Genomic DNA, 2,141 nt, shown 5'->3' on the forward strand with positions numbered 1-2,141 from the left:
GTCTTTTTTTGTTTTAGGGTGCAGTTAGGAGGTTTTAAAAATATGCAAAGTTACAAAACATTTACACTTTTTTGAAACAGTGCGCAATAAATTATGATATAATAATCAAGAAGAAAGTGGGTGCAAAAATGAAAAATGCAACTTCTTTTGATACATTTTTAAGTATCAAAAAATTCAAAGGTTTAGATTTTGTTTTAAATTTTCTCCAAGTTCACAAAGGCACTATCAAACGTTGGGAAAAACAAAAATCTATTCCTAAAAATTATGATATAGACTTAAAAAAAATAATTAATCAACTTGAAATTGAATATCCACATATCGATATAGTAAAATTTCAAAATAATCATTTAAAAAATGAAAGAAAATTTGATGAATTTTATACTACTCATAAAATTGCTTTAAATTGTTTTGAAATTTTAAAAAGTAAAATGTTAGAATTAAAAATAAATTTTGATGAATATAATTTCATCGAACCCTCAGCTGGCAATGGAAGTTTTTATAATTTGTTGCCGTCAACTAAAAGAATAGGTGTTGAAATTAACCCTCATATTAATAAAAATTACATTATTAAAAATTATTTAGATTTTATTCCTGAAAACAAAACAAAAAATATTGTTTTGGGGAATCCACCATTTGGTTTAAGAGGTAATTTGGCTTTGAGATTTATTAATCATTCATATCAATTTGCTGATATTGTAGCATTTATTTTGCCGCCTTTATTTGAATCAGATGGTAAAGGAACGCCAAAAAAAAGAGTTACTGGTTTTAAATTAATGTATTCTCAAAAATTACCTTTATCATCATTTGAATATCCAAGTGGTAAGAAAGTTAAAGTATCAACAATTTTTCAAATTTGGACAAAAATTAATATCAATTTATTAAAACCGCCACTCATCAAAACAGCTAATAATTTTATCAAAGTTTATTCTTTGTCAGATGGTGGCACTCCATCGAGTACCAGAAATAAAAAAATGTTGAATTTATGTGATATTTATTTACCAAGTACTTGTTTTAAAGGAATGAAAGTTTATAATTCTTTTGACGAACTCCCCAACAAAAGAGGATATGGAATTAAAATTTTAAAAAATATCACCGAAATTAAAAAAATTTTTCAAAATAATGATTGGACTAAAACAGCTTTTTTATCTACTAATAGTGCTTTAAATTTACGTACAAGTTTAATAATTAAAGTTTTAACTGATGCTGGTTTTAGTGATGAAAAGGATAATAATGAATAATAAAAATCTTATTTCTGTTTTTTTTAATTCTGTTTATCAAGAAACTATCAATAATTTAAAAAAACCACCCAAATTTAATGAAAAAGATATTTATTATAAATTAAAACTTCTTTCTATTGATGCTAGAGGTAGTTTTGGTCAAAGGTTTTTGGTTAATGCTTTTAAACAAAATGGTTTTAAATCTTCTAATGACAAAGATAAAAATAAAGATTAGGATATAAAATTAAAAAATTATCGCATTGAATTAAAAACCGCAACTTTGGATGTTAATAATAAATTTCAACATGAAGGAATTCATAAAACTGACAATTATGATTTGTTAGTTTTTTTAGATATTGCTCCAAATCAAATTTTTTTAAAAGGAATGCTTTATAACGAAATTGATTTTGAAAAACTACATCTTAGAGGTGGAGGTAGAAAAACAGCTACTGGCACTGGTTATAAATATGATTATAATTTAAAAGAACATTTAAAAGAAAAAAATGAAATAGTTATTTTAGAAGATTTTCGAAGGCATGCTAACATTTGGATAGAAAAATTAAATAAAATTAATATATAATTTTTTCAAGGCCAATTTTTTAGTTTGGTTTTTTATTAAATTTAAAACAAATAATCTTTAAAATAATTTAATAAAATTTTCAAAAAATTTAATAACTAAGACTCTCGTGATGAGAGTCTTTTTTTATACCATCAATTAAAAAAACTAAAAAGGAAAAAAATATGAAAAACAAAAAAAATAAGTCAAACTATTTTTTTTAATAAATAGTTTGACTTAAATTAACTTTTTAACTGGTTCCATTTTGATGGAGCGGGACATACCTGAAACAGTGCGCCAGGTTAAAATAAATCTGTTAGTAATTTTAAATTTGTTAAAAAAATTGTTAAAAAAAATTAAAATAAAGA

3 protein-coding genes are annotated in these 2,141 nt (G+C 23.3%); all 3 read left to right on the top strand.

Annotated features, from left to right (window positions below; all coding sequences use genetic code 11):
- Positions 1-128: 128 nt before the first annotated feature.
- The 3 genes from KTO59_RS04040 to KTO59_RS04050 are packed head-to-tail and all read left to right on the top strand — an operon-like array spanning position 129 to position 1,797.
- Positions 129-1,238 (top strand): SAM-dependent methyltransferase, encoded by a 1,110-nt coding sequence (locus KTO59_RS04040; protein WP_284928774.1) that lies wholly within the window; start codon positions 129-131, stop codon positions 1,236-1,238.
- A complete protein-coding gene (locus KTO59_RS04045) occupies positions 1,231-1,452 on the top strand; it encodes a hypothetical protein (protein WP_284928776.1) in 222 nt (73 codons plus the stop codon). Before KTO59_RS04040 ends, KTO59_RS04045 begins: the two co-directional genes overlap by 8 nt.
- Positions 1,453-1,497: 45 nt before the next feature.
- Positions 1,498-1,797: a hypothetical protein gene (locus KTO59_RS04050; RefSeq protein WP_284928777.1), complete on the top strand. Its 300-nt coding sequence runs from the start codon at positions 1,498-1,500 to the stop codon at positions 1,795-1,797.
- Positions 1,798-2,141 lie beyond the last annotated feature (344 nt).

This window comes from Candidatus Phytoplasma sp. AldY-WA1, from assembly GCF_020312115.2.
Lineage (GTDB): Bacteria > Bacillota_I > Bacilli_A > Acholeplasmatales > Acholeplasmataceae > Phytoplasma > Phytoplasma vitis.